Origin of the sequence: Gordonia sp. N1V (genome assembly GCF_029269935.1) — a bacterium.
Taxonomy (GTDB): domain Bacteria; phylum Actinomycetota; class Actinomycetes; order Mycobacteriales; family Mycobacteriaceae; genus Gordonia; species Gordonia polyisoprenivorans.
Genome location: NZ_JARJDD010000015.1, coordinates 50,697 through 75,288 on the forward strand (window position 1 = coordinate 50,697; position 24,592 = coordinate 75,288).

General features: G+C 68.4%; 27 protein-coding genes. 8 read left to right on the forward strand and 19 right to left on the reverse strand.

Annotated elements, in window-relative coordinates:
* Nucleotides 1-9: 9 nt before the first annotated feature.
* From P3L18_RS18725 to P3L18_RS18740, 4 genes are all read right to left on the reverse strand, one after another.
* The gene (locus tag P3L18_RS18725; RefSeq protein WP_079930339.1) at nucleotides 10-549 is read right to left on the reverse strand and encodes a TIGR00730 family Rossman fold protein; all 540 of its coding nucleotides are present in this window, start codon (nucleotides 547-549) and stop codon (nucleotides 10-12) included.
* Between the two features lie 118 nt (nucleotides 550-667).
* Complete coding sequence (locus P3L18_RS18730) at nucleotides 668-1,534, reverse strand: TIGR00730 family Rossman fold protein (RefSeq protein ID WP_079930340.1); 867 nt, start codon at nucleotides 1,532-1,534, stop codon at nucleotides 668-670.
* Nucleotides 1,535-1,600: 66 nt separating this feature from the next.
* Nucleotides 1,601-2,695, reverse strand: a complete 1,095-nt coding sequence (gene dapE / locus P3L18_RS18735; RefSeq protein ID WP_276114900.1) for a succinyl-diaminopimelate desuccinylase — start codon at nucleotides 2,693-2,695, stop codon at nucleotides 1,601-1,603.
* A gap of 85 nt (nucleotides 2,696-2,780) precedes the next feature.
* Nucleotides 2,781-3,287: a DM13 domain-containing protein gene (locus tag P3L18_RS18740; protein ID WP_276114928.1), complete on the reverse strand. Its 507-nt coding sequence runs from the start codon at nucleotides 3,285-3,287 to the stop codon at nucleotides 2,781-2,783.
* Nucleotides 3,288-3,515: 228 nt separating this feature from the next.
* Here P3L18_RS18740 and P3L18_RS18745 point away from each other — a divergent pair, with 228 nt between their 5' ends.
* The 3 genes from P3L18_RS18745 (at nucleotide 3,516) to P3L18_RS18755 (ending at nucleotide 5,422) form a co-directional block, all read left to right on the forward strand.
* A complete protein-coding gene (locus P3L18_RS18745; protein WP_276114901.1) occupies nucleotides 3,516-3,818 on the forward strand; it encodes a hypothetical protein in 303 nt (100 codons plus the stop codon).
* 152 nt (nucleotides 3,819-3,970) lie between these two features.
* Nucleotides 3,971-4,936: a 2,3,4,5-tetrahydropyridine-2,6-dicarboxylate N-succinyltransferase gene (dapD, locus tag P3L18_RS18750; RefSeq protein ID WP_014360609.1), complete on the forward strand. Its 966-nt coding sequence runs from the start codon at nucleotides 3,971-3,973 to the stop codon at nucleotides 4,934-4,936.
* Nucleotides 4,937-5,011: 75 nt separating this feature from the next.
* Nucleotides 5,012-5,422: a VOC family protein gene (locus P3L18_RS18755; protein ID WP_079930343.1), complete on the forward strand. Its 411-nt coding sequence runs from the start codon at nucleotides 5,012-5,014 to the stop codon at nucleotides 5,420-5,422.
* Here the strand turns inward: P3L18_RS18755 and P3L18_RS18760 are convergent.
* The 3 genes from P3L18_RS18760 to fdxA are packed head-to-tail and all read right to left on the reverse strand — an operon-like array spanning nucleotide 5,404 to nucleotide 7,568.
* Complete coding sequence (locus tag P3L18_RS18760; protein WP_276114902.1) at nucleotides 5,404-6,099, reverse strand: helix-turn-helix domain-containing protein; 696 nt, start codon at nucleotides 6,097-6,099, stop codon at nucleotides 5,404-5,406. The genes P3L18_RS18755 and P3L18_RS18760 overlap by 19 nt on opposite strands.
* Nucleotides 6,100-6,112: 13 nt before the next feature.
* On the reverse strand, nucleotides 6,113-7,228 hold the full coding sequence (gene dapC, locus P3L18_RS18765) for a succinyldiaminopimelate transaminase (protein ID WP_014360611.1): 1,116 nt from the start codon (nucleotides 7,226-7,228) through the stop codon (nucleotides 6,113-6,115).
* A 7-nt stretch (nucleotides 7,229-7,235) separates the two neighbouring features.
* Complete coding sequence (gene fdxA / locus P3L18_RS18770) at nucleotides 7,236-7,568, reverse strand: ferredoxin (RefSeq protein WP_014360612.1); 333 nt, start codon at nucleotides 7,566-7,568, stop codon at nucleotides 7,236-7,238.
* 357 nt (nucleotides 7,569-7,925) lie between these two features.
* Between fdxA and P3L18_RS18775 the strand changes: the two genes are divergently transcribed.
* Genes P3L18_RS18775 through P3L18_RS18785 form a run of 3 tightly spaced genes read left to right on the forward strand, consistent with a single transcriptional unit; the run spans nucleotide 7,926 to nucleotide 9,378 of the window.
* Nucleotides 7,926-8,555: a cysteine dioxygenase family protein gene (locus P3L18_RS18775; RefSeq protein WP_006367641.1), complete on the forward strand. Its 630-nt coding sequence runs from the start codon at nucleotides 7,926-7,928 to the stop codon at nucleotides 8,553-8,555.
* 18 nt (nucleotides 8,556-8,573) lie between these two features.
* Nucleotides 8,574-8,948, forward strand: a complete 375-nt coding sequence (locus tag P3L18_RS18780) for a rhodanese-like domain-containing protein (protein ID WP_006367642.1) — start codon at nucleotides 8,574-8,576, stop codon at nucleotides 8,946-8,948.
* A gap of 13 nt (nucleotides 8,949-8,961) precedes the next feature.
* A complete protein-coding gene (locus P3L18_RS18785) occupies nucleotides 8,962-9,378 on the forward strand; it encodes a pyridoxamine 5'-phosphate oxidase family protein (protein ID WP_276114903.1) in 417 nt (138 codons plus the stop codon).
* 35 nt (nucleotides 9,379-9,413) lie between these two features.
* On the opposite strand, the gene cofG is transcribed toward P3L18_RS18785, so the two are convergent.
* The 7 genes from cofG to typA form a co-directional block, all read right to left on the reverse strand.
* Complete coding sequence (cofG, locus tag P3L18_RS18790) at nucleotides 9,414-10,643, reverse strand: 7,8-didemethyl-8-hydroxy-5-deazariboflavin synthase CofG (RefSeq protein WP_276114929.1); 1,230 nt, start codon at nucleotides 10,641-10,643, stop codon at nucleotides 9,414-9,416.
* 21 nt (nucleotides 10,644-10,664) lie between these two features.
* Complete coding sequence (locus P3L18_RS18795) at nucleotides 10,665-12,170, reverse strand: NAD(P)/FAD-dependent oxidoreductase (protein WP_211544356.1); 1,506 nt, start codon at nucleotides 12,168-12,170, stop codon at nucleotides 10,665-10,667.
* The gene (locus tag P3L18_RS18800) at nucleotides 12,167-13,294 is read right to left on the reverse strand and encodes an FO synthase (RefSeq protein ID WP_211544354.1); all 1,128 of its coding nucleotides are present in this window, start codon (nucleotides 13,292-13,294) and stop codon (nucleotides 12,167-12,169) included. The genes P3L18_RS18795 and P3L18_RS18800 overlap by 4 nt, the downstream gene beginning before the upstream one ends.
* Nucleotides 13,295-13,344: 50 nt before the next feature.
* On the reverse strand, nucleotides 13,345-13,719 hold the full coding sequence (locus P3L18_RS18805) for a hypothetical protein (RefSeq protein ID WP_006367647.1): 375 nt from the start codon (nucleotides 13,717-13,719) through the stop codon (nucleotides 13,345-13,347).
* Nucleotides 13,716-14,624 (reverse strand): N-acetyl-1-D-myo-inositol-2-amino-2-deoxy-alpha-D-glucopyranoside deacetylase, encoded by a 909-nt coding sequence (gene mshB, locus P3L18_RS18810; protein WP_006367648.1) that lies wholly within the window; start codon nucleotides 14,622-14,624, stop codon nucleotides 13,716-13,718. The genes P3L18_RS18805 and mshB overlap by 4 nt, the downstream gene beginning before the upstream one ends.
* Nucleotides 14,621-16,507 carry an ABC transporter family substrate-binding protein gene (locus tag P3L18_RS18815; RefSeq protein ID WP_079930351.1) on the reverse strand — a complete coding sequence of 629 codons (1,887 nt, stop codon included), beginning with the start codon at nucleotides 16,505-16,507 and terminating at the stop codon, nucleotides 14,621-14,623. The genes mshB and P3L18_RS18815 overlap by 4 nt, the downstream gene beginning before the upstream one ends.
* 91 nt (nucleotides 16,508-16,598) lie before the next feature.
* On the reverse strand, nucleotides 16,599-18,524 hold the full coding sequence (typA, locus tag P3L18_RS18820; RefSeq protein ID WP_006367650.1) for a translational GTPase TypA: 1,926 nt from the start codon (nucleotides 18,522-18,524) through the stop codon (nucleotides 16,599-16,601).
* 152 nt (nucleotides 18,525-18,676) lie between these two features.
* Between typA and P3L18_RS18825 the strand changes: the two genes are divergently transcribed.
* Nucleotides 18,677-18,853, forward strand: a complete 177-nt coding sequence (locus P3L18_RS18825; protein ID WP_006367651.1) for a hypothetical protein — start codon at nucleotides 18,677-18,679, stop codon at nucleotides 18,851-18,853.
* Between the two features lie 81 nt (nucleotides 18,854-18,934).
* Here P3L18_RS18825 and P3L18_RS18830 read toward each other — a convergent pair whose 3' ends face one another.
* Nucleotides 18,935-19,537, reverse strand: coding sequence for a TetR/AcrR family transcriptional regulator (locus tag P3L18_RS18830; RefSeq protein ID WP_276114904.1), 603 nt, complete (start codon nucleotides 19,535-19,537; stop codon nucleotides 18,935-18,937).
* Nucleotides 19,538-19,597: 60 nt separating this feature from the next.
* Between P3L18_RS18830 and P3L18_RS18835 the strand changes: the two genes are divergently transcribed.
* Nucleotides 19,598-20,278: a lysophospholipid acyltransferase family protein gene (locus tag P3L18_RS18835; protein ID WP_014360620.1), complete on the forward strand. Its 681-nt coding sequence runs from the start codon at nucleotides 19,598-19,600 to the stop codon at nucleotides 20,276-20,278.
* Between the two features lie 79 nt (nucleotides 20,279-20,357).
* On the opposite strand, the gene P3L18_RS18840 is transcribed toward P3L18_RS18835, so the two are convergent.
* From P3L18_RS18840 to P3L18_RS18855, 4 genes are read right to left on the reverse strand one after another with little or no spacing between them, the layout of a single operon-like run.
* Nucleotides 20,358-20,768 (reverse strand): NUDIX domain-containing protein, encoded by a 411-nt coding sequence (locus P3L18_RS18840; RefSeq protein WP_006367654.1) that lies wholly within the window; start codon nucleotides 20,766-20,768, stop codon nucleotides 20,358-20,360.
* Nucleotides 20,765-21,808, reverse strand: coding sequence for an ABC transporter ATP-binding protein (locus tag P3L18_RS18845; protein ID WP_276114905.1), 1,044 nt, complete (start codon nucleotides 21,806-21,808; stop codon nucleotides 20,765-20,767). Before P3L18_RS18845 ends, P3L18_RS18840 begins: the two co-directional genes overlap by 4 nt.
* Nucleotides 21,808-23,526, reverse strand: coding sequence for an iron ABC transporter permease (locus tag P3L18_RS18850; RefSeq protein ID WP_276114930.1), 1,719 nt, complete (start codon nucleotides 23,524-23,526; stop codon nucleotides 21,808-21,810). Before P3L18_RS18850 ends, P3L18_RS18845 begins: the two co-directional genes overlap by 1 nt.
* Nucleotides 23,502-24,518, reverse strand: coding sequence for a thiamine ABC transporter substrate-binding protein (locus P3L18_RS18855; protein ID WP_249155086.1), 1,017 nt, complete (start codon nucleotides 24,516-24,518; stop codon nucleotides 23,502-23,504). The genes P3L18_RS18850 and P3L18_RS18855 overlap by 25 nt, the downstream gene beginning before the upstream one ends.
* Between the last annotated feature and the right edge of the window lie 74 nt (nucleotides 24,519-24,592).

Below are 24,592 nucleotides of genomic sequence, written 5' to 3' on the forward strand. Positions count from 1 at the left end.
GTGCACACCTTACCGGTCAGTAGCATGACGCAGCGCACCCTCTACCGAATCGGTGACGACGAGCCGGTCCAGCGAACTCTGTGCGACGAATCCCGGCGCCACCAGACCCTGTAACCACGACAACAGCGGCGTGTAGAAACCCACCGGGTCGAGCAGCACCACGGGTTTGGTGTGCATGCCGAGGAATCCACCGGTCCACGTCTCGAACAACTCCTCGAGCGTGCCGATACCACCGGGCAACGTGATGAAACCGTCGGCCCGATCGTCCATCAGCTTCTTGCGTTCCCGCATGGTGTCGGTGATGACGAGTTCATCGGCGTCGAGGTCGGCGACCTCGCGCTGCATCAGGGTCCGCGGGATGATCCCGACCGTCGTACCGCCGGCCGCGCGCGTGGCGTCGGCGACCGCACCCATCATCGACACATTGCCGCCGCCGGAGACCAGCGTGTGTCCGCCCGCCCCGATCGCGGTGCCGAGTTCGGCCGCGAGATCCAGATACTCCTGCCCCACATTGCGTCCCGACGCGCAGTACACGCAGATCGCGCTCATCAGTCCCCCACTCTCTCGCTGTCTGTCCGCGGACCTCATGGTCGGCGAATGGAGTGTTCGTGTCGCCCGGCCGGTGCGTTCCGTGCGTGGCCGGGGCCGTGCCGGTCGGGGCAGCCGGTCAGTCGGCCTCGCCACGCGCGGCGAGGCGCTGCGCCGCCGCCCGGATGACCTCGACCGCCTCGTCGGGTTCATCGACGACGGTCACCAGATCGAGATCCTCGGGCGAGACCATCCCCTTGGCGACGAGGACCTCGCGCATCCAGGCGAGCAGCCCGGCCCAGTGCTCGCGGCCGACGAGCACGATCGGGAACCGGACCACCTTCTTGGTCTGCACCAGGGTCAGCGCCTCGAAGAGCTCGTCGAGCGTGCCGAGACCGCCGGGCAGACAGACGAAGGCCTGGGCGTACTTCACGAACATCGTCTTGCGGACGAAAAAGTAGCGGAAGTTCATGCCCAGGTCGACCCAGGGGTTCAGATGCTGCTCGAACGGCAGCTCGATGTTGAGTCCGATCGACGTCGCCGACGACTCGTGGGCTCCCTTGTTCGCGGCCTCCATGACGCCCGGCCCACCGCCGGTGATCACGGCGTAGCCGGCCGCGCCGAGGGCTCGGCCCACGCGCACCGCGAGCTCGTAGTCGGGTGAGCCGGGTCGTAGTCGCGCGGACCCGAATACCGTGACCGCCTCGGCGACGTCGGAGAGGGCATCGAAACCCGCCACGAATTCCGACTGGATACGCAACACGCGCCACGAGTCGCGCATGGTGCGCTCGGCCCGGCGCTCTGCGTCGCGCGGATCGACCCACTCGAGCAGCCGACGGTCGGTGGTGCGCTCGTCGCCGTCGGTGCGGCGCACGCGCATGGGGCCGATGTAGCGGGTGCCCTGCTGATCCTCGATGTCGACGTCGGTGACCGGGTCACGTTCTGCGGGCTTGCTGCCAGAAGTCGTCTCGCTGCCAGAAGTCGTCTCGCTGCCAGAAGTCGTCATGGGCGTAACGCTAGCGCGCCCGGCCGATGTCCCCGCCGCACCGACGGGAACCCGGTGCGCGTCAGTTCAGCTCAGGTAGGTCCGCAACAACTCGGTGACCTCGCGGATCTGGGCGACCGGGACGCGTTCGTCGACCCGGTGGGCCAGGCTCGGGTCCCCCGGTCCGAGGTTCACCGCGGGAATACCCAGAGCCGAGAATCGTGACACGTCGGTCCAGCCGTACTTGGCGCGGAATCGCCCCTGCGCGGCGTCGACGAGTGCCGCGGCAGCCGGATGCGACAGGCCGGGCAACGCGCCTGCGGCGGAATCAGTGAGTTCGAGCGTCACCGCACCGGAGGCGAGCGGCCCGGCGAACACCTCGCGAACGTGGTCGAGTGCGCTCTCGATGCTGTGGTCGGGCGCGAAACGGAAGTTGACGTCGACGTGGGCGGCGTCGGGTACGACGTTGCCGGCCACCCCGCCGCCTATCCCGACGGCCGAGAGCCCCTCGCGGTACTCGCATCCGTCGATGTCGACGCGGCGCGGCGAGTACCCGGCGAGGGTGGTGAGCACCTCCCCCAGCTTGTGAATCGCGTTGTCGCCCATCCACGCTCGCGCCGAATGTGCCCGCGTCCCGGTCGCTGTCAGGCGTACCCGCAGAGTGCCTTGGCATCCTGCCTCGATCTGCCCGGCCGTGGGTTCCCCGAGGATCGCCACGTCGCCGGAAAGCCACTGCGGCAGTTCACGTTCGATGACCCCCAGCCCGTTGTACTCGGCGGCGATCTCCTCGCAGTCGTAGAGGATGAGCGTGAGGTCGTGGCGCGGATCGGCCAACGTCGCCGCGAGATGCAGGAACACCGCGTCACCGGATTTCATGTCCACGGTTCCGCACCCGTGCAGGACCTCGCCCTCGGCGGTGTCGTCGGTGCGCCGGCTCGGCAGATTTCCCGCGACCGGCACCGTGTCGAGGTGCCCGGCGAGGATGACCCGGCTGTCGAGCCCCCGGTCGGTGCGCGCGAGCACCCGGTTGCCGTGACGGACGATCTCGAAGCCGGTGGTCTGCTCCCGGAGCGCGGATTCGACGGCGTCGGCGATGGCCGTTTCGTCCCGGGATTCACTGTGGATGTCGACCAGCGCCGCGGTCAGGTCGATCGGATCGCCATGGAGGTCGAGAGCATTCACGCCCCCACCGTAACGAAGCCGATGGCGCGGCGCCGAAAAGGGTTACACCCGCGTGGTTTACATCGCACAGGTTACACCACAGGGGTCATAAAGGTCGAAGCTCGGCGGCGCCGAATGACACGTCGAACTGCACACACCACAGCACCACCGCCGGGAACCGGGCGAGGTCGGTGGTCGCGGGCACCGCATACACCTGGTCGCCACGGTTGCCCTTGATCGGGCCGAGGTCGACGCGCGGGGCGCCACCTGCGGTACGCCAGCCGGCGAAGCCGCCGATCACCTCCCCGGCCGAGAGCCACACATGCACATCGGGGCCGGTGGTCGTGTCGAGGTTCTCGATGCCGAGAATCCTTGAGCCATCCGGCTTCTCGATGATCGACAGGGTGCCCGTGGTGTCGTGTTCGTGGCTGATGAAGGTCCCGGACGAGAGCACCACGGGCGTGGCCGGTGGCGCGCCCGACGCCGGCGTACCGCTCGCGGCGACCGGGATCTCGTCGGCGATCTCGGTGTCGACGAAGACCAACCACGGCTTGAAGATCACGCCGCCGATCACCACCACGACGATCACCACCACTGCCAGCCCGGCGAGCACCCACGGCCATCGCCGGCGTCGGGCCCGCCCGCCCTGGTGCGGAGTCCGGAGTCCACGTTCGGCCATGATGCGACAATACGGACATCGCACGGTCGCGACCAGCGCGTTCGGCCGTTCGGATGATGGCTCGATCGTGTCCGGAGATGATCGGCGAAACGCCTACTCGGCTGTCGTGACCGTCGTAGCGTGGAGGTGTAGCGGAGTGTTCGAACCGAGGAGATGATCGCCATGTCCGCTCGTTCTCATGATTCCCATCGTTTTCACGATTCCCACGGTCAGCATCCTTTGGGAGTGTTGGCGTTCTTCCTGCTCATCGTCGGTTTCGCGAGCCTCGCCGTGCTGCTCGTGTCGGTGGTGGTCGGCAACACCGCGTTGGCCGTCACCGCCGCCATCGTCGGGCTGGTCGCCTTCGGTGTCGCCGCCACGACGATGACCATGCTGGGCCGGAAGTTGCATCACAGCGCACTGATCCCCGACTACACCGACACCGAGACGGAGCACTACCTGCGCGACTATCGACACGGTGTTTGACCTGGCGGCTCCGCCGCGGTTTGACCTGGCGGCTCCGCCGCGGTTTGACCTGGCGGCTCCACCGCGGTTTGATGGCGGCTCCGCCGCGGCGTGATACCGCCGCCTGATCCGGCTGCCAACCGCACGGCGCCCCACCGGTAAGCTCGGGTGCCGTGACGAACAATGGTGCACACGCAGTCGGAATCGCCACGGTGACCAACGGGGGTTCCGCTGATCCCGGCGTCATCCTCGACGTCTGGTTCCCCGAGCCGCAACTCGGTACGAGTGAGCAGAGCGGCACGACGATCCTGGACGACACCGCGACCCCCGGCGATCTTCGTGACCTGGTCGGTGTCGACGCGGTCCGCAGGGTCAAGACCGTAGCCGTATCGACCACGATCGCCGATCTCTCGGCGCCACCGGTCGACGCCTACGACGTCTACCTGCGTCTACACCTGCTCTCGCATCGTCTCGTCGCGCCGCACGGCACCAACCTCGACGGCATCTTCGGCCTTCTCGCCAACGTGGTGTGGACCAATCACGGCCCCTGCCCGGTCGAGGGATTCGAGAAGATCCGCGCCGGACTGCGCGCCCGCGGCAACGTGACCGTGTACAGCATCGACAAGTTCCCCCGCATGGTCGATTACGTCGCGCCCGGCGGTGTGCGCATCGGCGACGCCGACCGCGTCCGGCTCGGCGCACACCTCGCGCCCGGCACGACGGTCATGCACGAGGGATTCGTGAACTTCAACGCCGGCACCCTCGGCGAATCGATGGTCGAGGGCCGTATCTCCGCAGGTGTCGTCGTCGGTGACGGCTCCGACATCGGCGGCGGCGCATCCACGATGGGCACGCTGTCCGGCGGCGGCAAGGAGCGCATCGTCCTCGGCAAGCGCTGCCTGCTCGGCGCGAACTCCGGCTGCGGCATCCCCCTCGGCGACGACTGCGTCATCGAGGCCGGCCTCTACGTCACCGCGGGCACCAAGGTCACCGGGCCCGACGGCACCACCGTCAAGGCCCGCGACCTCGCAGGCCAGTCCAATCTGCTGTTCCGTCGCAACAGCCTCAACGGCGCCGTCGAGGTGGTGCCCTGGAAGGGCGACGGCATCGCCCTCAACGAGGCCCTGCACAAGAACTGACACACACCACAGCGCGCCGGGGACCTGTCCGAAACGTTCAAGACACCCGGGGTGCGGTGACCATACGGTGATCGCATGACCGACACCGCACGCATTACAGGACCGATCCTCGATGCCCTGTCCATCGTCGTCGCCGACATGGCGGCCACCGTCCATTTCTATACGCTTCTGGGTCTGCAATTCGAGCCCGGCGCCGCCGATGCCCCCCACGCGGAGAGTGCGGTGGGCCCGATGAGGATTCTCTTCGACACCCGCGCCGTCGTCGGCTCGTTCATGCCCGGGTGGACCGAGCCCACGGGTGGCCATCGGATCGCGCTCGCGTTCGCCTGCGCGACCCCGACCGATGTCGATGCCGAGCACGCAACGCTCGTCGCCGCCGGGCACCGGTCGATACTCGAACCGTTCGACGCCGTCTGGCATCAGCGGTATGCGGTCATCGCCGACCCCGACGGCAACCCCGTCGACCTCTATTGTCCGCTGGTCTGAGCGCCGCCGGTCCACGCCGTCGGCGGCGCGCCGGTGAGTTCGGCGAAGTCGCGGCACATGTGCGCGTGGTCGGCGTACCCGGCACGCGCAGCGATACCGCTGAGATCCTCCCCGGCGTCGTCGAGTAGCGCCAGCGCAGTCCGCATCCGCAGGATCCGGGCGAGCGTCTTGGGGCCATACCCGAAGTGCTGCAACGACATCCGATGCAGGGTGCGCGCCGATACCGACACCGTGTCGGCGCATGCGGAGACCGGGACACCGCGTGCAAGCATCAAGGGCAACGTCGGCACCCACGGCGGGGGTGATTGACCGGGCGTGGCGTCGCACAGCGCGGACAGCGCGGCCCCGACGTCGTCGGCGGCCGCGAGCGTGTCCTCCCAGCGTCGCACGTCCGACGACGGCCAGAGATCGCTCAGCGGCACCCGCAAATCCCGGAACTCCGACGCGGGGGCGCCGAGGAGTCCGGGCGCGTACCCGGGCGCGAAGCGCAGTCCGGTCATGTCCCGGCGCCGGTCGGTGCCGAAGACATACGGCCCGGTGTCGGGGCCCGCGATCAGGAGCTCCTCGCCGGTCCAGATCAGATCCATGCATCCGTCGGGCAGGATGACCGACTCGCCGGGAGCGGTGTCGGCGCGCCAGCACGTCGCCGGTCTCGCAGAGCGCTCGGCGGATGTCACCTGCGGTCGCGGCTCAGGCCAGTCGTTGTACCGCGGTGGCGATGCGCTCGTCGGTCGCCGTCAGCGCGATCCGCACGTGGTCGACGCCCGCGGGTCCGTAGAAGTCCCCTGGCGCGGCAAGGATGCCGCGCTGCGCGAGCCAGCCGACGGTCTCCCGGCACGGTTCGCCGCGGGTGGCCCACAGATACAAACCGGCTTCGGAGTGGTCGATGGTGAAACCGGCTGCGCGGACCGCCGCGGCCAGCTCGGTCCGGCGTTTGGCATAGCGGGCACGCTGGACCTCGACGTGCGCATCGTCGGTGAGCGCTGCGGTCATCGCCGCCTGAATCGGGTACGGCACCATCAGCCCGGCATGTTTGCGTACGGCCAGCAGTTCGGCGATCAGTTCCCGGTCACCGGCGAAGAAGCCCGCACGATAGGACGCCAGGTTGGAGATCTTCGACAACGAGTGCACCGCGAGCAGCCCGGTGTGATCGCCGTCGGAGACACGCGGGTCGAGCACCGAGACGGCCTCGGCGTCCCACGACAAACCGAGATAGCACTCGTCGGAGATGACGACGGTCCCGCGTTCGCGCGCCCACTCGATCACCTTGCGCAGGTGGTCGATCCCGAGGATTTTGCCGGTCGGGTTGGACGGCGAGTTCAGGAACAGCACGGCCGGGCGCGCCGGCCCGAGCGCCACCGTCGAATCGGCACGCACCGGTGTCGCACCGGCCAGCAGGGCACTGACCTCATAGGTCGGGTAGGCGACCTCCGGGATGACGACCATCTCGCCGACGCCGACACCGAGCGTCGCGACCACCCCGGCGATGGCCTCCTTGGTTCCGATCACCGGGAGGATGCTCGACTCGTCCACGCCGACGGCGCCGTAGCGACGACCCAGGGCCGCGGCTGCGGCGTCGCGCAGAGCCGTGGTCCCGATCGTCGTCGGATAGCCCGGGAACTCCGAGGCCTGCGCGAGTGCCTCGCGGATGACCGGATCGACGGGATCGACCGGGGTGCCGACCGAGAGGTCGACGATGCCATCGGGATGGGAGTTCGCGGTGGCCTTGGCCTCGGCCAGGGTGTCCCACGGAAAGTCGGGAAGGGCGGCACTGACCCGGCGTCGGGCCGGACGGTCACCGGTCACCGCGAGCTCAGTCCTCGTCCTCGTTCATCGGGGGCAGCTGCTTGATGAAGGGCGGGTCGAAATCGGTCTTACCGACCTTGCTGGCGCCGCCCGGCGAGCCCAGCTCGTCGAAGAAGTCGGCATTGGCACTGACGTACGGATCCCATTCGTCGGGGACGTCATCCTCGTAGAAGATCGCCTCCACCGGACACACCGGCTCGCAGGCACCACAGTCCACACATTCATCCGGCTGGATGTAGAGACTGCGACCACCTTCGTAGATGCAATCGACCGGGCATTCCTCCACGCATGCCTTGTCCATCACATCCACGCAGGGTTCCGCGATGATGTAGGTCACCACACACTCCTTTGCTGCAAGCACTTCGGTCGGCCGCCGTCGCGCGGCGGGCCGAGATGTACGCGAGGGCTGGTCGCGCCGAGCACGCATGCAGCGGCAATCCGCAGCTCTGAAAGACCGCACACACGTGTTGTCCTAGAGTATCTGCCCACCGGGCGGCCCTCCCACACCCGCCCCTGCTCACCGACGGTCGTTGAGTCACAGATCACACCGGGGCCCGATTGCACCCAGGGTGAGGAGAACCCTCCCGCTCACGTCGATGCGCGGTCACCCTGGTCGCGTGAGCACTCCATCGAGGCGATGTCGCGGCCGTCACCGTATCCGGCGCACTCCCCTCGACCCTCGTTCACAGGAGAACTCATGACCTCGACCCTGCCCTCCCGTACCCAGCCATCTCGTACCCAGCCACCCCGCACGCTCCGCCCGGACCGTTCTGCCCGCCACACCGCTGCCCACCTACCGACCCGGCTGCGCCCGGCAGACCTGCTGCGGATCACCGACCAGGGCGTCGCCGACGTCCTCGACGGACGTTACGACCACCTGCTGCCCACCGCCTGGGACCCGGTGGAGCGGTGGTCGACCCGTCTGGAATCCGACGACGACCTCGACCTGTGGCTGATCAGCTGGACGCCGGACCGCTCGACCGACCTGCACGACCACGCCGGATCGCTGGGCGCACTGACCGTGTTGAGCGGCGCACTGCGCGAATACCGTTGGACCGGTGACGATCTCGCGCTGCGCATCCTCTCGGCCGGCGATCAGGCGGCTTTCCCGCTGGGCTGGGTCCACGACGTTCAGCACCACGGGAGCATCCCGCCGGCGCGTGGTCTCACCGTCCCGACGGGCGATACCTCGGTGGCCACTCCGAGCGGCCCGACGCTCAGCGTCCACGCCTACTCCCCGCCATTGACCGCGATGTCGTTCTACGAGGTGACCGAAGGCGGCGCACTCCGCCGGACCCGGACCGAACTGACCGACGAACCGGAATAGAACGCCTATCGTGAACCCATGCCGATGACCATCGACGACATGCTGCTCGTCGCGCGGGAGTCCCTGCAACGACTGCCCGCCGAGGATCTCGACGCCGAACTCGCCGCCGGTGCCGTGCTCGTCGACATCCGCCCGGCCGCGCAACGTGCCGCCGAGGGTGAGGTTCCCGAGGCACTCGTCATCGAACGCAACGTCCTGGAATGGCGATGTGATCCGGCCAGCGACGCACGGATCCCACAGGCCGTCGACCACGACGTGCGGTGGATCATCCTGTGCTCGGAGGGATACACCTCCAGCCTGGCAGCGGCATCGTTGCAGCAGTTGGGATTACACCGCGCCACCGATGTCATCGGGGGATATCGGGCCCTCGCGGCACATCACGATCCCCGGTGAATCGCCGACCCCGATGACCCCGACCGAATTCATCGCCTTCATTCGCTCCCACCCGCTCGGGGTCGTCGCGACCGTCTCGCCGGACGGAGCACCCGAGGCGGCGCTCGTCGGGATTGCCGTCACCGACTCCGCGGAGATCGTCTTCGACACCTCACGGTCATCCCGCAAGTTCGCCAATCTCGCGGCCGATTCCCGGGTCGCCCTCGTGGTCGGCACCACCGAGGAAATCACCGTGCAATGTGAGGGGCGGGCGGACATTCCGCACGGCGAGGCTGCGCAGCGATGCCGGGACGCGTACTTCGCGCAGTATCCGGACGGACGGCAGCGGGCGGCCGATCCCGACATCGTGCACGTGCGCGTCCGACCGCAATGGGTGCGCTGCGCCGACTATCGGCCGGACGGCGGCGGGGTCACCGAGAGACACTGGTGAGCGGCGCCCCGCTCACGGTCGGCAGCCAGACCCGCTCACGCCACCGACGACCACGCCCGGGGTGACGGAATCCGGTCGGCAGCCAGACCGCTGTGCGGATCGCTCAGGGCCACCACGTGCTCGTGCAGTGCCGGGTCGATCCAGGACGACGCCTCGAGGATGTACGGCGGCTGCGCGGTGAGACGTTCGGTCAGGGTGAATCCCGCGCCCGCGGTGAGGTCGGCGAGCACGTCGAGGTTGGGCCACGGGCGTTCGGGATTGACGTGATCGGGCGTCAACGGTGACACTCCACCCCAGTCGTCGACGCCGGAGGCGATGAGTGCCTCGCACTCGGCCGCCGACACCAGGTTCGGCGGCGCCTGGATACGCATGTGCGGACCGAGCACGATCCGCGCGGTCGCGACCGCGGCGAGGAATTCGGTCATCTCGGCGTCGGGGGTACCACGCATCGCGGTGTCCGGCTTGGCCCGGAAGTTCTGCACGATCACTTCCTGGATGTGCCCGCCGGCCGCGGCAATCTCGGCCATCGCGAGCAACGATTGCGCTCTCTCGGTGAGACTTTCACCGATCCCCACGAGGATTCCGGTGGTGAACGGAATCCCGACCGCACCCGCATCACGCAACACCTGCAGCCGTACCAGGGGATCCTTGTCGGGGCTGCCGTAATGAGGCATGCCCTTCTCGGTGAACAGTCGGCGCGAGGTGGTCTCGAGCATCATGCCCATCGACGGGGCGACCGGGCGAAGGGCGGTCATCTCCTCGGCGCTCATCACACCCGGATTCAGGTGCGGCAACAGTCCTGTGTGTGACAGGACCGCGATGGCGGCGGCGCGGACGTAATCCAGCGTGGAGGTGTAACCACGCTCGGACAGCCATTGCGCGGCCTGCGGCCACCGATCCTCCGGGCGGTCACCGAGAGTGAACAACGCTTCCTTGCAACCGAGTTCGGCACCCTTGCGCGCGATGTCGACAACCTCGTCGAGTTCGAGGTACATCCCTGCACCGGCGCGGGCGAGCTTCCCCGGGATCGTCACGAAGGTGCAGTAGTGGCATCGGTCGCGGCACAGTTTGGTCAGCGGGATGAACACCTTGCGCGAGTAGGTGACCTGCCCGGATCGTCCGACAGCCGAGAGGCCCTCATCGCGGAGATCGGCGGCGATCCGTTGCAGCGCATACAGATCGGCGCCGGACGCCGACAGCAGGGTGCTCACCACCTCGACGTCGGTGATCTCGGTGGTCGTCGCGGCATCGAGTGCCGCGGCCATGCTCATGGACGGCATGGGTGCTCACTCCCCTCGTTCACTGGTGGTGGCCGCTGTCGATCGGGTGACGAACGGCTCCGGCTCGAACGTGCCGTTGCGCTCTCGGAACGACAACGCCGTACCCGGCCAGAGCAGTGTCAGCCGACCACTCTCGGGATCGACATACCAACTGTCACAACCGGTCAACCACACCGTATCGGAACTCCGGTCGTCGATCTCCCGGGTGTACGCGGCCTCGGCGTCCGCGGTGACCTCCAGTGCGGCAACCCCCGCCTCGGCCATGTGATCGAGGGCGCCGACGACATAATCGAGTTGCGTCTCGATCATGTAGATCGCCGAATTGTGGCCGAGCGCCGCATTCGGGCCGTCGAGCACGAACATGTTCGGGAACCCGGCGACCACGGTCGAGGCATAGGAGATCATGCCGTGCCGCCAGTGGTCGGCGAGCAACTCGCCGTCCCGGCCGTGCACGCGCGTGGCGACCGGCGGTCGTGCCGCCTCGAAACCCGTTGCCATCACCAGGATGTCGAGTTCGTGACTGCGGCCGCTGGACGCGCGCGCCTTGGCTTCGACGACCGATTCGAGCGCCCCCGGCTCGAAGACGACGTTTTCACGCAACAGCGTCGGATAGAAATCGTCACTGAGAAGTATTCGCTTACAACCGATCTCGTAGTCCGGGGTGAGTTCGGCACGCAGCACCGGATCGGGGATCTGCGCGCGCAGGTGGGTCAATGCCCGCGCCCGGATCTCGTCGATGTCGGGACGGCGGCGCAGACGTTGCGCGAACGCGGCGTCGGCGTTGCGCAACAGTTCGTTTCGGTGTGCGGCCGCCCGCTGTGGATCGACGAGCTCGGCACGCTCGGCGGGATCGAGGCGACGATCCTCCCGCGGCACGATGTAGGGCGGGGTGCGGCTGAAGATGACGAGCTCGGCGGCGCGGTCGGCCACATGCGGCACGATCTGGATCGCCGACGCCCCGGTACCGACCACCCCGACCCGGGCGCCCGCCAGATCGAGGTCGGGCTCCCAGGCGGCCGTGTGGACCACGGTCCCCGGAAAGTCGTCGAGGCCTTCGATGTCGGGGATTCTCGGCTCCGACAACCGGCCCACGGCCAGCAGCAGGATCCGGGCGGTCAGCGACTGCGCACCGTCAACGCCCTCGGTGACCAGATGCCAGCGAGCTCCCTCGACATCCCATGTCGCACAAGTGAGTTCGCGGCCGAGTCGGATGTGGTCGGTGAGCCCTTCGTCGAATACGAGCCGGTCGAGATAGGCGCGGATCTCGGCGCCGGCGGGATAGACCGCCGACCAGTCGGCGGGGGGACGGAACGAGAACGAATAGAGGTGACCGGGGATGTCGCAGGCGATGCCGGGATAGATGTTGTCTCGCCAGGTGCCGCCGACCGCGTCGGCGCGTTCGAGGACCACGAACGATTCCCTCGCGCGCCGCGCCAGATGCGTGGCCATGCCCAGCCCGGCGAAACCCGCCCCGACGATCGCGACGTCGACCTGGGGTGCGGCCGCGGTCACCGGCCTGCCCGGTGCAGGATCGGCCGGTCGCCGGGCTGCCGATAGGCGGTGGTCCGCTGGACCGGCGTGCGGCCGGCGCGCTCGGCGAATCCGGCGAGGCGCTCGGCGTCGAGGACGCGACCGGCCTCCGGTCCGGCCGACGGCATCATCGTGCCGTCGAGGAGCATCCCGCCGATGTCGTCGACCCCGCCCCGCAGCACCTCGTCGACGACGTCGGCGTCGAGCTTGGTCCAGGCGACCTGGATGTGGTCGAACCGACCCAGGGTGACCAGCCGCGTGACGGCGTGGATCGCCCGCGTCTCGCGGCGTGAAGCGCCCGCCACCGCGACCGACCGCAGATGAGGTGGGGTGTTGTCGGCAACCATCGGCATCAGGATGAGCTCACTGAACCCGCCTGTACGCGACTGGATCCCGCACAGGGTCCGCAGATGGGCGAGGACGTGGCCCGGCGTTTCGACATGCCCGTACAACACCGTCGCCGTCGAAAACAGTCCCGCCTCGTGCGCTGCGGAGATGACCTCGATCCACCCGTCCCGGGTGTACTCGGTCCCGGGCGGTGCGAGGACCGCACGAACCTCGTCGTCGAGGATCTGCGCCGCGGTCCCCGGCACCGAACCGAGTCCGGCGCCGCGTGCGCGGCGCAGGAACTCCTCGACGTCGATGCCCAGCCGGGCGGCGGCGTCGCGGATCTCCGGTGGGCGGAACGCGTGCAGATGGACCGGCGCCGCGGCGGTGATCCGCTCGATCAGGCGCAGGTACCCCTCGGCCGGGGCATCGGCGGGCAGTGGCCCCTGCATGCAGATCTCGGTCGCCCCGAGCCCGTGGGCCTCGACGACCAGATCCTCCAGCGACGGGTCGATGGTCAGGCTCGCGGCCACCGCGGTGTCGAGATTGCGATTCACCACGTAGGTGAGGGCCTCGGGGTCGGTGACCGCACGGCGGGCCGCGTCGGCGTGCGCGCACAGCTCGTCGAGGAGATCGCCGTCGGCGCCGAGCAGCGCGATCCACTCGTCGTCGGAGAGGTCGGCCGGCGTTCCCACCGGGGCGGCGGACAACCGCTCCAGCGCCGCGGCGACCCGCTCGACGGGCGCCCGATGATCGGTCGCCCACGCGCGCAAAACCATGGACCCACTCTAACCGCAGGGTCCCCGGCGCCCGGGGTGGCTCGGGGCGCTCAGGCGTCCGGACGTGGCAGCCGGCCCGACCAGATGAGCGCCACCGGGATGCCGAGGCCGAACAGCACCAACATCAGCGTCGCGGGAACGGTGGTACCACCGAGGTAGAGCACCACGTCGCCACCCGGACCGGTGAACGCCGCGACCAGCAGAACCAGAACCCACGCGGCCAACGGAGCGAACCGCAGCGGTGAGTCGGTGGTGCGCGCGGCCAGCCACAGCAGTATCGCGTTCACCAGGCCGGCGACGATGGCGATGACCGGAACTGGCTGTCCCCAGAACCGCAGGTAACAGAACGCGACCGATCCCAGCCCGACCACGACACCGTCGACGATCAGCATCGCGAGGAGGAAGCGGTCGAGCACGCGGGTCACGGTCGCGCCTGTGCGGGACGGCGTTGCGGGGTGAACAGATCGTCGTTGCGGGCAGCGGGCCCTTCCGGTGCGGGGCTGCGCAAGATGAAGTGCTCGACGTCGAAGATCGGCTGAAGGATGTTGTTGGACAAGGCGTATTCGGTCCGCGACGGCGCCACCGTCACCTGCGTCGCGTGCGCGGCCAGGGCATCGACCTTGCGCTGATACACCCCGCCGACGTCGATGGCGGTGGTGATCCGATCGTCGGGGTAGCTGGGCAGTTCGGTGTCATGCGGCATCCGCCAGCCGTCGGGAACGCGGTCGGCCGCCGTGGCGAGACCGGCGCGCAGTGCGCTCGCCTCGGTGACCGACTCGTACACCAGGTACTCGGTTCCGGTCCGCCTCGACGCGATCGGTAGCGCCGCGACCGAGGCCTCGTGCACCGTCATGTGGTCGGGATGTCCGTAGGTACCCGCGGTGTCGTAGGTGACGACCACCTGCGGATCGAACTCGGCGATCTCGTCGGCCAGCGCCGCGACGACCGCGTCGAACGGGCCCTGCGCCAGTGCACGCGGATGCTCCGCCGACGGCGTCCCGGCCATCCCGGAGTCCCGCCAGCGTCCGGCGCCACCGAGGAATCGCGGGGTGAGCGGTGGCCGACCGGGCGGGGTGAGCGCCTCGAGCGCCCGGGTCAATTCGAGGATGCGGTAGCCGCCGAGCTGATCGGCACCGCCGTCGGCAACCAATTGCGCCCAGCGATCACCGATCACCTCGCCCTCTTCACCCAGGGTGAAGGTGACCACGCGCACGTCGACACCCTCGTCGAGATACCGGGCGATGGTGCCGCCGGTCATGATGGTCTCGTCGTCGGGGTGGGCGTGCAGCAGCAGCAGTCGGCGTCCTGCCGACTCGGACGGTTCGGTCATTTGATGTCCCAGGTGGCGGCGGTGCCGTAGATGGAGGTCTGGATCGGCCCGGACAGCGGCACACCGGTCACCGCCGGCGTCACCCCCACGAGCATGCTGTCCTGGTAGAGCGGCAGATAGATCGCCTGATCGGCCAGCAACGGTTCGGCCTCGGCGAGCATCGGCGTCGGGTCATCGGCCGAGAGCGCATCGCGGGCAAGGGAGATCAGCGCGGGATCGCACACCCCGGAGATGTTGCTGGCGTACACGGTGGTCGCCCCCGACGCGTCCTGGCTGGGTGCGACGCTGGTGGGCGTCGGGGGTGTCGACAGCGACGGCGCGGTCCCGGGCTTGGGCTGATCGCAGTCGACCTGCGAGGCCAGCGCCGCCGCCGGGGGCACACCGAGCCCCGTCCATCCGACGACGAGATCGACGCGTGAATCGGTCAACGCGACGCCGTAGAGGTCGCTGTTGGGCAGGGACACCACCCCGGCGCGCACACCGGCGGAACGCAGTTGATCGACGATGTTCGCCGCGGCCGACGTGGACCGGGGGTCACCGCTGATCGCCCCGACCCGGACCGTCAGGTCCTGGCCGTCCTTCTCGTACGGGATGACGCCGTCGGGCACCGGGGCGACGCTGGGCGCCGCCGCCGTCGGGGTACTGCTACTCGGTGCGGATGAGCTACTCGGGCTCGCCGAACTCGACGGGCCAGCCGAACCCGATGGGGTGGGCGTACCGGATGTCGGGGGCTCCGGAGCGGGTGGCGTGCGCTTGTATCCCGCGGCGGCGAGCAGATCGTCGATCGCCTGCGGAGCCGGGCGTGGACGGTTCACCGGGAAATACCCCGGGTCCGACGGTGCGTACACGGTGTTGGCGTACTGCTGCACCACCCATTCACCCGCACCGGCGAGCGTGGCGAGGTTGGTGTCGATCATCGACAGGATCGCGCGCCGCACCTCCACCCGATTCATCACCGGGGTACGCGCGTTGACGCTGACCGTGAGGGCCCGCGCGGTCGGGCCGCGCTGATCGGTCACCCCGGGTACCGCGGTGAGCTCGGCCGCGGTCGCCGGGCCCGCGCCGACGGTTGCCAGCGCCGAGCCACCCGAACGGATCGAATCGATCATCTGCGAGTCGGTACCGGCCCGGCGCAACACCACCTGATCGAGCTTCGACGGCGTCATCCAGTAGCGGTCGTTGCGGATCAACCGCACCTCGTCACGGGTGGGGTCGAGCGAAAAGATCTGAAAAGGACCGGCCGACACCGGTTTTCCCGAGTCCATGCCGGTCTGGAAACCGGCCGGGGTGCCACGCAGCACGTGGCTGGGCAGCAGGTTGGTGAACAGCTCGCGCCACCGCGGATAGGGCTGGGCGAAGCGGACCTCGACGACCTTGCTCCCCGCACTGGAGGTCACCGAGTCGATCAGCCGATAACCGGCCGGCGCCACCACATTCGGCTGTCGCGACATCTGCTGCCACAGGTAGTTGAAATCGTCTCCGGTGACCGGCAGACCGTCGGACCATTGCGCATTGGTGTGGATGCGGTAGGTGACCGTGAACGGCTCGGTCGAGGTGACCTCCGCCGAGGTCACCAGCGCGTCGTTGCGTTGCCACACAACACCGTCGGGCGTCTGCACCGGAAGGAACGCACTGGGCAGGGTCATCGCGGCGATGGCCGTGGTGACCGGATTCTGGTCGGCGCCCAGATGCGGATTGAAGCCCGTGCCGATCGAGTCGGTGGCGACGTAGATCGTCTTGCCGTCGGGATATTCGGTCGGCGTCTGCGGGGTCGCGGTGTCCCGCACGGGCGGCGGCGGGTTGGCGGTACACGCCGCCACCCCGAGCACCGCCGCGAGGACCGTAAGGACGAGCAGGAGTGATCGCCCGGCCGAATGCGTCACACGACGCCGCCTCGACCGCTCACATCCCACGTCCATCACGAATCCACTCACCCCCAGACCACGACCACGTTCACCCGACCGCGTACGGGACTCAGCCCGCCGCGGCATCCCGCGTCTTGGCGCGCGAACGCTCACGGGCTCGGGTGGTGGCATCGAGATGCACCTTACGCACCCGCACCACCTCGGGAGTCGCCTCGACACACTCGTCGGCGGCACAGAACTCCATCGCGCCCTCGAGCTCGAGATGCATCGGCTTGGCGAGGGTCTCCATCACATCGGCCGACGACTGCCGCATGTTGGTCAGCTTCTTCTCGCGGGTCACGTTGATGTCGAGGTCCTCGGCACGCGGGTTGATGCCCACGACATGGCCCTCGTAGGTGTCGTCGCCGGGATTGACGAAGAACGTGCCGCGGTCGGCGAGCTGGATCATCGCGAACGGCGTGACGGTACCCGCACGGTCACTGACCAGCGACCCGGTGTGCCGGGCGCGGATCTCGCCGGCCCACGCGGCGTACCCGTCGAAGACGGCATTGGCGATACCGGTACCACGGGTCTCGGTGAGGAAGTCGGTGCGGAAGCCGATCAGGCCGCGGGAGGGCACGGTGAACTCCATGCGCACCCAGCCCGAGCCGTGGTTGTTCATCTGGTCCATCCGCCCCTTGCGGGCGGCGAGCAGCTGGGTCACCGCGCCGAGGTACTCCTCGGGCACGTCGATGGTGAGGTGCTCGAACGGCTCGTGCACCTTGCCGTCGACCCGGCGGGTCACCACCTGCGGCTTGCCGACGGTCAACTCGAAGCCCTCACGACGCATCTGTTCGACCAGGATGGCCAGCGCGAGCTCACCACGACCCTGCACCTCCCAGGCGTCGGGCCGGTTGATGTCGACGACGCGCAGCGAGACGTTGCCGATGAGCTCGGTGTCGAGTCGATCCTTGACCATGCGCGCGGTCAGCTTGTGGCCCTTGACCCGGCCGGCCAGCGGCGAGGTGTTGGTGCCGATGATGACCGAGATCGCCGGCTCGTCGACCGTGATGCGCGGCAACGGGACCGGATTCTCGGCGTCGGCGAGGGTGTCGCCGATCATGATCTCCGGGATGCCCGCGATCGCGACGATGTCACCGGCCACAGCGGATTCGGCCGGACTGCGCTCGACACCGACGGTGGCCAGCAGTTCGGTGATCTTGGCGCGTTCGATGACGGGCTCGAGCGTCCCGTCCTCCTTGGTGACCGCACGGCACCAGGCGACGGTCTGCCCCTTCTTCAGGGTGCCGTTGTGGATACGCACCAGCCCGAGACGACCGAGGAACGGCGAAGCGTCGAGGTTGGTCACGTGGGCCTGTAGCGGCGCCTCGGGATCGCCCTTGGGGGCGGGCACGTGCTCGAGCAGGACGTCGAAGAACGGGTCGAGGTTCTCCCCGTCGGGCACCTCACCGTTGGCGGGCTGCTCGGTTGAGGCGATACCGGCGCGACCCGAGGCGTAGAGGACGGGCAGGTCGAGCACCTGTTCGGCCGCCGACGCGGCCTCCTCGTCGAGGTCGGAGGCCAGATCCAGCAACAGATCATGCGTTTCTTCGACGACCTCGGCGATACGGGCATCGGGACGGTCGGTCTTGTTGACCACGAGGATCACCGGCAACGACGCGCTGAGCGCCTTGCGCAGCACGAACCGCGTCTGCGGCAGCGGGCCCTCGGAGGCGTCGACCAGCAGCACGACCCCGTCGACCATCGACAGACCACGCTCGACCTCACCGCCGAAATCGGCGTGACCCGGGGTGTCGATGACGTTGATGACGACCTCGGTGCCGTCGGGCTGACGACGGTGGACCGCGGTGTTCTTGGCGAGGATGGTGATGCCCTTCTCGCGCTCCAGGTCACCGGAATCCATCACGCGGTCGACGAGCTCGGCGCGCTCGCCGAACACCCCGGACTGTCGGAGCATCGCATCGACCAACGTGGTCTTGCCGTGGTCGACGTGCGCGACGATCGCGACGTTGCGGAAGTTGGGAGCAGGGCTCACTGAGATCTCTTTCGTGTACGGGGGCGGTCACTCGGCGCACGCGGAACCGGCGCCGGCAGACTGACGACGGCTAACAGCGTATCGGGTCCGCGGGAGAGACCGCGATCACAGCGGAGTGTCAGTGGGTGAACAGCCGGTGCTAGCGTCACCGCATGGGCACGAAAAACCCGGCAAAGGTCGCCGACCTCAAGCCCAAGAAGAAGTGTTGTCGCTCCAAGACCCGCTGCGTACGCTGCCCGGTCGTCATCGCGCGAATGCGCAAACTCGACATCGACTCGATGAGCAAGAAGGACCTCGGCAAGGCCCTCAAGAAGGCACGGGCCGCCTGACCGATCCCTCGCCGACAGCGCCCGTCCCACCGCCGACAGCGCCCGTCCCACCGCCGACAGCGCTGTGACCACGCGGAGCGACTACGCAATGGCGTCGACCGCACCGATCACCAACGCCTCGACGTCGATCTCGACCACCGCTGCCATCGGTTCAAGCGCACGATTGGCCACCAGCACGGCCAACCCGTGAATGGACATCCAGAAACGGACGGTGGCGGTCCACGAATGATGATCACCGACGAATTCCGCAACGAGTGAGTGCAATTCGGCGATCATGGGTACCGATAGCGATCGCAGGTCGCCACCGGCCCCGTCGAGAATGTCGTGGCGGAACATCAGCTCGAACATCGCGCGCCGGCGTCGGGCAAAGCCGACGTACGCGTTCGCCGCGGAGACGAGTCGATCCCGCGGAGGCGTTGAGCGGTCTCGCAGTACCGGCGCGATCTCCGTCACAAGGTCGTCGAGTCCGCTACGAGCGACGGCGGCCAGGAGTTGCGCATGCGTAGGGAAGTACCGCCGTGGGGCACCGTGAGACACACCCGCGCTCCTCGCGATCGCCCGCACCCCCAGTGCCGCGAGCCCGTCACTCTCGAGCAACTCCACTCCCGCCGCCACCAGACGAGAACGTGTCGTGTCAGAGGGTTTCTCTTCGTCGGCAGCAACCATGTAGACATTGTCTACCATGGGCGCGTAGACAGTGTCTACGCCTGTTCAACGGTCCTTTCATCGACGAGCACAGGGGAAATGCGCATGTGGTACCGGCTGTTCAAGTACGTCCTGATCGGGCCGGCATTGTTGGTGACCTGTCGCCCTCGGATCGTCGGCCGCGATCTCCTACCCTCGACTGGTCCGGTCATCGTCGCGGCCACTCATAGCGCCTTCATCGACTCGCTCCTTCTGTGTCTGGTCCTCCCCCGCCGGTTGACCTTCGTCGCGAAAAGCGAGTACTTCGACCGACCGGGCTTGCGCGGGCGGATGCAGCGATGGTTCTTTCTCGCGGCCGGTCAGACTCCCATCGATCGATCCGGTGGGGACCGTGCCGCCACCACATTGGCCACGGCGACCAGCCTGGTGTCGGGAGGTGGCGCGTGGGCCATCCATCCCGAAGGGACTCGTAGTTGCGACGGCCGCGTGCACCGCGGCCATACCGGCGTGATGCGGGTTGCCCGGGCAACCGGCGCGCCGGTGGTCCCTATTGCCTTGCGCGGCACCGAGCGGGTAAATCCCCCGGGTCGTCTGATGTGGCGCCCGCATCGGGTCGACATCGTCATCGGATTCCCAGTTCCCGTCGACCAGGCAATGGCAGACGACGACCTACGGAGCGCCACCGACCGCCTGATGATCGAACTCGCGGCAATGGCGGGGCGACCCTACGAGAATTCCTACGCCGAACGCCGTCCGCAGGCACCGACGGCAACACCGTGAGCGCTATCGCCGACGTGGAGAGCGCCGTCGGTGAGGTGGAGAGCGCTGTCGGTGAGGCGGAGGGCGCTGTCGGCGCGGATCAGGCGCGGCGTAGCCGCGCCACCAGTTCCGGAACCCACACGGTGTCGGCGGGGACCAGGCGGCCCTCGTCACACAGCGTCGACAGTTCCTCCGCATCGACCCACCGCACCGCCTGATGTTCACGCGCAGTGGGTTCGCCGGCGATCACGCGCGCCCAGCGGGCGATCAACACCAGCTCGTCGGAGAGCACCACCTGATCGCGTAGCTCGAACTCGACGCCGACGGCGATACCCAGCTCCTCCGCGAGCTCACGACGCAAGGCTTCCTCGTCGGTTTCCCCCACCTCGGCCTTTCCGCCGGGCAGTTCCCAGAGACCGGCCAATTCGACCGGCCGCGCCCGTCGCGCCAGCAATATCCGCGTGCCCGAGGAGTCGAGGATGGCGCCGGCCAGCACGTGCCGACGTCTCATCGTCCGATCACCGCGACCCGGTCGGGAATCAACCGCACCAGGACCCGGTCGCCGACCGCGATCGCACCGGCGCCGATCGCGTCGATCTCACCGTGATCGGTGGCCACCCGTACGCGAGGACCTCCGGGGAGGTCGGCGACAACCATCGCCGTGCCGACTGCACCCGATGTCGTGTCGCTCTCCTCTGTGTCACGATCTTCGGCCGGCTCGGCAAGCACCGACTCGGCCCGCAGACCCAACCTCGCGCCCGTTTTCGGCAGATCGACGGCAAGTGCTCCGAAGACGGTGTCGGCCAGACCTTCTCGCTTCTTGCGGCCATCAATGATCGTGGTACACCCGAGGAATCGCGCCGTCCACTCGTCCGCCGGCGCCGACCACAGACCGGCCGGTCGCGCTGTCTGGACGATCTCGCCATCGCGCATCACCGCGACGGAGTCGGCCATCAATGCCGCCTCCGTGTGGTCATGGGTGACGACGATCGTCGGAGTTCCTGCGGCACGGACGATTTCGGCAATCTCCACAGCCAGGCTGTCACGGAGGCGGCGGTCGAGGGCGGCCAACGGCTCGTCGAGGAGCAGCAGCCGCGGCCGGGGCGCCAGCGCGCGCGCCAGCGCCACCCGCTGCGCCTGACCACCCGAGAGCGACTCGACGCGGCGTTTCTCGACGCCGGGGAGTCGTACGAGTTCGAGCATCTGGCCGACCCGAGCGGCGATGTCGGCTCTCGACCACCCCCGAACGCGCAGTCCGTAGCCGATGTTCGCGGCCACCGTGCGTCCCGGAAAAAGCTGACCGTCTTGGAAGACGACCCCGAAATCCCGCCGATGGGTGGCGATCTCGGCGAGATCGCTCCCGTCGAAACGGATCGTCCCGGCGGTCGGTCGCTCCAGTCCGGCGACCGCGCGGATCAACGTCGACTTGCCGCATCCGGAAGGCCCAAGTAGCGCGGTGACGAGTGAATCCTGGCCGCCCACAGACCAATCGAGCCCGTTGACGACCGCTTCGGCCCCATACGCGACGCTCAGTTCCTCGATCTGCAGCATCAGATCAGTGTCCCCGAGCGAGGTCGGAAGATCTCCACCGCGAGCACCGCGACAGTGGTGACGACCACCAACACCATCGATGCAGCCATCGCCGTGGCGAGTTCGGTGGCACCCGGGCGGTTGAGGGCCGATCCGATCAGGACCGGCAGGGTGGTGGTGTCGGCGCGCGCGAGAAAGCTCGTCGCACCGAACTCCCCGAGTGCCATGACGAAAGCGAAACCACCTGCGGCACCGAGCGATCGGCCGATCAGCGGCAGATCGACGGTGCGGAACACCCGCCACGGCCCGGCACCGAGGACCGCCGCGGCCTGGCGCAATCGCTCGGGTACCGATTCCAGCGCCGGGATCACGATGCGGATGACGACGGGGATCGCGATCAGCGCCTGTACGCACGGGATCACCAACGGTGAGGCGGCGATCTCGGCCGGCAGGGCGGCCAACACGATCAGGTACCCGAATCCCAGTGTGACCGCACTGATCCCCAGGGGAATCATGGCGATCGCGTTCCCCACCAGGCCGGCAACACCACGTGACCGATGCAGGGTGATCGCCGCGAGGCCACCGACCACCAACGCGATGACCATGGCCAGGATCGCGCTGAGTAGCGAATACCGCAACGTGTCCAGCGGCGTCACGCCGTTCACCGGTTCGGACAGTGCCCGATAACCGGCGAGTGTCCACGATCCGCCGACGGTCGGACGCACCGACCGGATCGCCAGCACCGCAATCGGTCCCACCAGAACCAGCACCGTCCACGCCCATGCCAGGACTACCGGTATCCATCCGATGCCGGCGATCGCCGACGGCCGACGCCGCGCGCCTGCGCCGCCGGACGCGCCACCCGGGGCGACGATCCGGGTACACAGCAACACGGCGACCACCACGACGATCTGCAGCAGCGACAGCATCACCGCCTCCGGCAGCCGGAAGTAGCCGATCGCCTGTGTGTAGATCTCGGTCTCCAGAGTCCGCAGGGCACCTCCGCCGAGGATGATGATCACCCCGAAACTGGTGGAGCAGAACAAGAACACGAGGGCGGCGGCACCACCGGCAGCGGGGGCCAGCCGCGGTGCGACCACCGACCACCAGGCCCGGGTCCGGGTCGCACCGAGCACACGGGCCGCCTCCTCGGTGCGGGTGTCCAGCGAGCGCCAGGCCGCTCCCACCACCCGCACCATGACGGCGACGTTGAGAAAAGCGTGGGCGGCGAGCACCGCGGGCCACCCGCTGCCCATCCCGAGTCCGGCGAGCGGACCGTTCAGCAGAGCCCGGAAGGCCACCCCGACCACGACCGTCGGCAGGACGAAGGGCACGGTGACGATCACCGTGAGGACCACCGATCCCGATCCCGGCAGCCGGGCGTAGAGCCACACGATCGGCGCGGCAACGACGGCTGCGACCACGGTCGACGCACCGGCCTGGCCGAGGGTGACCCAGAGCAGGTGCAACGCATGGGTGCGTTCGAGCAATGCGACCGGCGAATCACCGGCGGTCCCGACATCGATCGCCCGACGCACCAGGGCCGCCACCGGCCACAGGAAGAACACCCCGAGGAACACCATCGGGATCGCCTGCAGAGCCGGCGTGGCGATGCGTCCCGGCACGATCGCACGCCGACGTCGAATCTGCCGACCGTCACGCGGTGGCCCCGGCGGGGACAATTCCCCGCGGGTCGTCTCGGTGGACGGATCGATCAACGACCGACCGCGGCGCGCCACTGCTCGAGCCACGACTCGCGGTTCTCGGCAACGTATTTCGGCGGCATGCTGACCGTCCACTGCGGCAACGGCGCACGCTGGGCCCAGCCGTCGGGCAACGGTGTGTTCTTCTGCACCGGATAGACATACATCGACGACGGGAGCGCCTTCTGCACGGCGGGGCTCAGCATGAAGTCGACGGCCTTGCGCGCACCGGTGACGTTCTTGGTGCCCTCGAGGATTCCGACGTACTCGACCTGACGGAAGCACCCGTCGAGAAGCGCGCTGGTGCCCGGTGTCGCCGCGGGCGACGACGCGTAGGACAACACGATCGGCTTGGGCCCCTTGCCCTCTCCGGCACTGAACTGCTGGTTGTAGGCGATCTCCCATCCGGAATCGATGGCGGCTCCACCCTTGGTCACGTCCTGCCAGTACGACTTCCAGTCGTTGCCGAACATCCCGATCGTGCTGAGCAGGAAGGCCATTCCGGGTGAGGAGGTACTCGGGTCGATGAGCGCGGCCTGCGCGGCGTAGGTGGGGTTGCGCAGATCGCGCACGCTGGTCGGCGGCTGCTGGTGGTGACTCGCGTACCACTTGTCGTCGATGTTGAGGCAGACGTCGCCACGGTCGACGGCGGTCAGTTCATTGTTCGAATCCGGCACCGCGAACTGGACGGCGCCGTCGGCGGCGGCGGGAGGGTTGTAGGACTCGAGTGCCCCGGCATCGATCGGACGGGACGCGAAGGTGTTGTCGATGCCATACACGACGTCGGCCTTGGGTGATCCGGGGGTCAGCGACACCGTCGACGCAAGGGTGCCGGCATCGCCGGACTTCACGATCTTCAGGTTCAGCCCGGTGTCGGTGCGGAAACTGTCGAGCACCGACTGCGGCAGGCTGAACGAATCGTGGGTGAGCATCACGACATCCGCCGACGACGAGGCATCGTCACCGCATGCGGTCACCAGGGTGGCGCCTGCGGCGAGGACGACGGCAGCGATCCCCACGCGCCGCAGCGACGACGCGCCGGCTCGGACGGATCTGCGCACGGACTCGCTGAAGTGACTCACGGGCTCCCCTGGACGGTGAC

What these genes read in the sequence shown, in the direction of transcription:
- P3L18_RS18725 (WP_079930339.1), bottom strand. Translation starts at nt 549, where the DNA reads ATGAGCGCGATCTGCGTGTACTGCGCGTCGGGACGCAATGTGGGGCAG.
- P3L18_RS18730 (WP_079930340.1), bottom strand. Translation starts at nt 1,534, where the DNA reads ATGACGACTTCTGGCAGCGAGACGACTTCTGGCAGCGAGACGACTTCT.
- P3L18_RS18745 (WP_276114901.1), top strand. Translation starts at nt 3,516, where the DNA reads ATGTCCGCTCGTTCTCATGATTCCCATCGTTTTCACGATTCCCACGGT.
- P3L18_RS18755 (WP_079930343.1), top strand. Translation starts at nt 5,012, where the DNA reads ATGACCGACACCGCACGCATTACAGGACCGATCCTCGATGCCCTGTCC.
- P3L18_RS18775 (WP_006367641.1), top strand. Translation starts at nt 7,926, where the DNA reads ATGACCTCGACCCTGCCCTCCCGTACCCAGCCATCTCGTACCCAGCCA.
- P3L18_RS18780 (WP_006367642.1), top strand. Translation starts at nt 8,574, where the DNA reads ATGCCGATGACCATCGACGACATGCTGCTCGTCGCGCGGGAGTCCCTG.
- P3L18_RS18785 (WP_276114903.1), top strand. Translation starts at nt 8,962, where the DNA reads ATGACCCCGACCGAATTCATCGCCTTCATTCGCTCCCACCCGCTCGGG.
- cofG (WP_276114929.1), bottom strand. Translation starts at nt 10,643, where the DNA reads ATGGCCGCGGCACTCGATGCCGCGACGACCACCGAGATCACCGACGTC.
- P3L18_RS18800 (WP_211544354.1), bottom strand. Translation starts at nt 13,294, where the DNA reads ATGGTTTTGCGCGCGTGGGCGACCGATCATCGGGCGCCCGTCGAGCGG.
- mshB (WP_006367648.1), bottom strand. Translation starts at nt 14,624, where the DNA reads ATGACCGAACCGTCCGAGTCGGCAGGACGCCGACTGCTGCTGCTGCAC.
- P3L18_RS18825 (WP_006367651.1), top strand. Translation starts at nt 18,677, where the DNA reads ATGGGCACGAAAAACCCGGCAAAGGTCGCCGACCTCAAGCCCAAGAAG.
- P3L18_RS18830 (WP_276114904.1), bottom strand. Translation starts at nt 19,537, where the DNA reads ATGGTAGACAATGTCTACATGGTTGCTGCCGACGAAGAGAAACCCTCT.
- P3L18_RS18835 (WP_014360620.1), top strand. Translation starts at nt 19,598, where the DNA reads ATGCGCATGTGGTACCGGCTGTTCAAGTACGTCCTGATCGGGCCGGCA.
- P3L18_RS18840 (WP_006367654.1), bottom strand. Translation starts at nt 20,768, where the DNA reads ATGAGACGTCGGCACGTGCTGGCCGGCGCCATCCTCGACTCCTCGGGC.
- P3L18_RS18845 (WP_276114905.1), bottom strand. Translation starts at nt 21,808, where the DNA reads ATGCTGCAGATCGAGGAACTGAGCGTCGCGTATGGGGCCGAAGCGGTC.